Below are 5,437 nucleotides of genomic sequence, written 5' to 3'. Positions count from 1 at the left end.
CGGGATATTAGCCTGACGATGACCTACTTTCACACGGGAATCCGCACTATCATCGGCGCTGACTCGTTTCACTGTCCTGTTCGGGATGGGAAGGAGTGGGACCAAGTCGCTATGGTCATCAGGCTTAAACTTTGTGGTTTGCTGCTGCTGTGAGCAACAAACCCAATTTGTAGAGTTGCAGGGCTGCTTGTTGAAGCAGTCTCTGCGTGAATCAGCGATTGTATTTGATTGCGTCTTCAGACTTCTGAAGAACGGTTTCACTTGAATACTATCTTTGACTGTGAAGTCAAAGTTATAGGGTCAAGCCTCACGAGCAATTAGTACTGGTTAGCTTAATGCATTACTGCACTTCCACACCCAGCCTATCAACGTCCTGGTCTCGAACGACTCTTCAGGGGGCTCAAGGCCCCGGCAAGACTCATCTTGAGACGAGTTTCCCGCTTAGATGCTTTCAGCGGTTATCTCTTCCGCACATAGCTACCCGGCGATGCCACTGGCGTGACAACCGGTACACCAGAGGTGCGTCCACTCCGGTCCTCTCGTACTAGGAGCAGGCTCTCTCAATCTTGCAGCGCCCACGGAAGATAGGGACCAAACTGTCTCACGACGTTTTAAACCCAGCTCACGTACCTCTTTAAATGGCGAACAGCCATACCCTTGGGACCGGCTACAGCCCCAGGATGAGATGAGCCGACATCGAGGTGCCAAACACCGCCGTCGATATGAACTCTTGGGCGGTATCAGCCTGTTATCCCCAGAGTACCTTTTATCCGTTGAGCGATGGCCCTTCCATACAGAACCACCGGATCACTTAGTCCTACTTTCGTACCTGCTCGACTTGTCAGTCTCGCAGTCAAGCACGCTTATGCCTATGCACTATCAGCACGATTTCCGACCGTGCCTAGCGTACCTTCGAACTCCTCCGTTACGATTTGGGAGGAGACCGCCCCAGTCAAACTGCCCACCATACACTGTCCCCAACCCGGATAACGGGCCAAGGTTAGAACCTCAAACACACCAGGGTGGTATTTCAACGTCGGCTCCACCTGATCTAGCGACCAGGTTTCAAAGCCTCCCACCTATCCTACACAGATCTGTTCAAAGTCCAATGTAAAGCTACAGTAAAGGTTCATGGGGTCTTTCCGTCTTTCCGCGGGGAGATTGCATCATCACAAACATTTCAACTTCGCTGAGTCTCTGGAGGAGACAGTGTGGCCATCATTACTCCATTCGTGCAGGTCGGAACTTACCCGACAAGGAATTTCGCTACCTTAGGACCGTTATAGTTACGGCCGCCGTTTACTGGGACTTCAGTCAAGAGCTTGCACCCCATCATTTAATCTTCCAGCACCGGGCAGGAGTCACACCCTATACGTCGACTTTCGTCTTTGCAGAGTGCTGTGTTTTTAATAAACAGTTGCAGCCACCGATTCTCTGCGGCCTCATTGGGCTTCGTTTGTACAACTTCACCTACTAAAGGCACACCTTCTTCCGAAGTTACGGTGTCAATTTGCCGAGTTCCTTCTCCAGAGTTCTCTCAAGCGCCTTAGAATACTCATCTCGCGCACCAGTGTCGGTTTGCGGTACGGTCGTCAATAGCTGAAGCTTAGTGGCTTTTCCTGGAAGCAGGGTATCACTCACTTCGTCTGCAAGCAGACTCGTTATCACCCCTCATCTAAGCCCGGCGGATTTGCCTACCAGGCACGACTACAGGCTTGAACCGGGACATCCAACACCCGGCTGAGCTAACCTTCTCCGTCCCCACATCGCACTATTGATCGGTACAGGAATATTGACCTGTTTCCCATCAGCTACGCATCTCTGCCTCGCCTTAGGGGCCGACTCACCCTACGCCGATGAACGTTGCGTAGGAAACCTTGCGCTTACGGCGAGGGGGCTTTTCACCCCCTTTAACGCTACTCATGTCAGCATTCGCACTTCTGATACCTCCAGCAGGCTTCACAACCCACCTTCACAGGCTTACAGAACGCTCTCCTACCACTTGCACTTGCGTGCAAATCCGCAGCTTCGGTAACTGGCTTAGCCCCGTTACATCTTCCGCGCAGGACGACTCGATCAGTGAGCTATTACGCTTTCTTTAAATGATGGCTGCTTCTAAGCCAACATCCTGACTGTTTTAGCCTTCCCACTTCGTTTCCCACTTAGCCAATTTTAGGGACCTTAGCTGGCGGTCTGGGTTGTTTCCCTCTTGAGTCCGGACGTTAGCACCCGGTGCTCTGTCTCCCAAGCTGTACTCATCGGTATTCGGAGTTTGCCAAGGTTTGGTAAGTCGCCATGACCCCCTAGCCTAAACAGTGCTCTACCCCCGATGGTAATACTTGAGGCACTACCTAAATAGTTTTCGGAGAGAACCAGCTATTTCCAAGTTTGTTTAGCCTTTCACCCCTATCCACAGCTCATCCGCTAGTTTTGCAACACTAGTCGGTTCGGACCTCCAGCACCTGTTACGGTACCTTCATCCTGGCCATGGATAGATCACTTGGTTTCGGGTCTACACCCAGCGACTGAACGCCCTATTCGGACTCGATTTCTCTACGGCTTCCCTATTCGGTTAACCTTGCCACTGAATGTAAGTCGCTGACCCATTATACAAAAGGTACGCAGTCACCCTTTCGGGCTCCTACTTTTTGTATGCATGCGGTTTCAGGATCTATTTCACTCCCCTCCCGGGGTTCTTTTCGCCTTTCCCTCACGGTACTTGTTCACTATCGGTCGATTACGAGTATTTAGCCTTGGAGGATGGTCCCCCCATGTTCAGACAGGATTTCACGTGTCCCGCCCTACTCTATTCGTGCCTAGTTCCACAATCGACATTTTTCATACGGGGCTATCACCCGCTATGGCCGGACTTTCCATTCCGTTCTGATATGCCAACTGCTAAAACACGAGGGCTACTCCGATTTCGCTCGCCACTACTTTCGGAATCTCGGTTGATGTCTTTTCCTCGAGCTACTGAGATGTTTCAGTTCACCCGGTTCGCCACAATGACCTATGTATTCAGTCAGAGTTACCTCTTGCGAGGTGGGTTTCCCCATTCGGAAATCTCCGGATCAAAGCTTATTTGCCAGCTCCCCGAAGCTTATCGCAGGCTATCACGTCCTTCGTCGCCTGTAATCGCCAAGGCATCCACCACATGCACTTAGTCACTTGACCCTATAACTTTGACATCATTCGATGTCGTCAAGGACTGCTTCACATCGTCTTGTATTCACGATGGAAGTTTTTGAGTATTCGCGTTTCGCCGTTCTTCATACCCTCTGATAAATCAGAGTTGAAGTTCGTTGACGCAATCAAATGTTGCTGATGGCACGGTGCAGATCCCCCTTTACGAAGATACTGCTTTCCATCAGCAACGCTGATTCGACTCTACAAATTGTTAAAGAACAACAGCCGACTATTTAAAGCCAAGACTGGCAAACCACAACATCGTCTCTTCGATGCTCTGGTTTGCCAACCTTCGAGTGCCTTCCTGTCTTGCAGGAAATGGTGGAGGATGACGGGATCGAACCGACGACCCCCTGCTTGCAAAGCAGGTGCTCTCCCAGCTGAGCTAATCCCCCGGGTACAGACAACGCTGTATTTCGTGGTGGGTCTGGCTGGATTCGAACCAGCGACCCCCGCCTTATCAAGACGGTGCTCTAACCGACTGAGCTACAGACCCACGATTCGCATCGTCAGCCTGCCTCACGCGCTCACCTGTCAAGGCCAGCTCGGCAGGCTCACGTGTAAACACTCTTACTGTTCTTTTGTTCTACAGCCGATAAGTGTGGGCGCTTGAAGACGCTGTGCATTGGATCTCGCTGCTCAACCGCTGCATGCAGCAATCGAGTGCTCGACCATTCTCTAGAAAGGAGGTGATCCAGCCGCACCTTCCGATACGGCTACCTTGTTACGACTTCACCCCAGTCACGAACCCTGCCGTGGTAATCGCCCTCCTTGCGGTTAGGCTAACTACTTCTGGCAGAACCCGCTCCCATGGTGTGACGGGCGGTGTGTACAAGACCCGGGAACGTATTCACCGCGGCAAGCTGATCCGCGATTACTAGCGATTCCGACTTCACGCAGTCGAGTTGCAGACTGCGATCCGGACTACGACCGGGTTTCTGGGATTAGCTCCCCCTCGCGGGTTGGCAGCCCTCTGTCCCGGCCATTGTATGACGTGTGTAGCCCTACCCATAAGGGCCATGATGACCTGACGTCATCCCCACCTTCCTCCGGTTTGTCACCGGCAGTCTCATTAGAGTGCCCTTTCGTAGCAACTAATGACAAGGGTTGCGCTCGTTGCGGGACTTAACCCAACATCTCACGACACGAGCTGACGACGGCCATGCAGCACCTGTGTCCAGGTTCTCTTTCGAGCACTCCCACATCTCTGCAGGATTCCTGGCATGTCAAGGGTAGGTAAGGTTTTTCGCGTTGCATCGAATTAAACCACATCATCCACCGCTTGTGCGGGTCCCCGTCAATTCCTTTGAGTTTCAACCTTGCGGCCGTACTCCCCAGGCGGTCAACTTCACGCGTTAGCTACGTTACTGAGAAGAAACCCTCCCAACAACCAGTTGACATCGTTTAGGGCGTGGACTACCAGGGTATCTAATCCTGTTTGCTCCCCACGCTTTCGTGCATGAGCGTCAGTACAGGTCCAGGGGATTGCCTTCGCCATCGGTGTTCCTCCACATATCTACGCATTTCACTGCTACACGTGGAATTCCATCCCCCTCTACCGTACTCTAGCCGTGCAGTCACAAGTGCAGTTCCCAGGTTAAGCCCGGGGATTTCACACCTGTCTTGCACAACCGCCTGCGCACGCTTTACGCCCAGTAATTCCGATTAACGCTTGCACCCTACGTATTACCGCGGCTGCTGGCACGTAGTTAGCCGGTGCTTATTCTTCAGGTACCGTCATGAGTCCCCTTTATTAGAAGGAACCTTTTCTTCCCTGACAAAAGCGGTTTACAACCCGAAGGCCTTCTTCCCGCACGCGGCATGGCTGGATCAGACTTGCGTCCATTGTCCAAAATTCCCCACTGCTGCCTCCCGTAGGAGTCTGGGCCGTGTCTCAGTCCCAGTGTGGCTGGTCGTCCTCTCAGACCAGCTACAGATCGTCGGCTTGGTGAGCCTTTACCTCACCAACTACCTAATCTGATATCGGCCGCTCCAATCGCGCGAGGCCTTACGGTCCCCCGCTTTCACCCTCAGGTCGTATGCGGTATTAGCTGCTCTTTCGAGCAGTTATCCCCCACGACTGGGCACGTTCCGATACATTACTCACCCGTTCGCCACTCGTCAGCACCTTGCGGCCTGTTACCGTTCGACTTGCATGTGTAAGGCATGCCGCCAGCGTTCAATCTGAGCCAGGATCAAACTCTACAGTTCGATCTTGAATTTACTCAACGGAATCGAACAAAGACTATTT

2 tRNA genes and 3 rRNA genes are annotated in these 5,437 nt (G+C 52.4%); all 5 read right to left on the bottom strand.

Annotated features, from left to right (window positions below):
• Positions 1–10: 10 nt before the first annotated feature.
• The 5 genes from rrf to ABDJ40_RS24470 all read right to left on the bottom strand — a co-directional run bounded on the left by rrf (position 11) and on the right by ABDJ40_RS24470 (position 5,397).
• Positions 11–123 (bottom strand): 5S ribosomal RNA (gene rrf / locus ABDJ40_RS24490).
• A 173-nt stretch (positions 124–296) separates the two neighbouring features.
• Positions 297–3,174, bottom strand: a 23S ribosomal RNA gene (locus ABDJ40_RS24485).
• A gap of 331 nt (positions 3,175–3,505) precedes the next feature.
• Positions 3,506–3,581: transfer RNA gene (locus ABDJ40_RS24480), tRNA-Ala, on the bottom strand.
• Positions 3,582–3,605: 24 nt separating this feature from the next.
• Positions 3,606–3,682 (bottom strand) — tRNA-Ile (locus ABDJ40_RS24475).
• A gap of 186 nt (positions 3,683–3,868) precedes the next feature.
• Positions 3,869–5,397 (bottom strand): 16S ribosomal RNA (locus tag ABDJ40_RS24470).
• The 16S, 23S and 5S rRNA genes sit together here with 2 tRNA genes alongside, the layout of an rRNA operon.
• Positions 5,398–5,437 lie beyond the last annotated feature (40 nt).

Source organism: Roseateles flavus, assembly GCF_039872765.1.
In the GTDB taxonomy this organism is placed as follows: domain Bacteria; phylum Pseudomonadota; class Gammaproteobacteria; order Burkholderiales; family Burkholderiaceae_C; genus Roseateles_B; species Roseateles_B flavus.
This window is presented reverse-complemented; position numbering and strand designations above follow the sequence as displayed.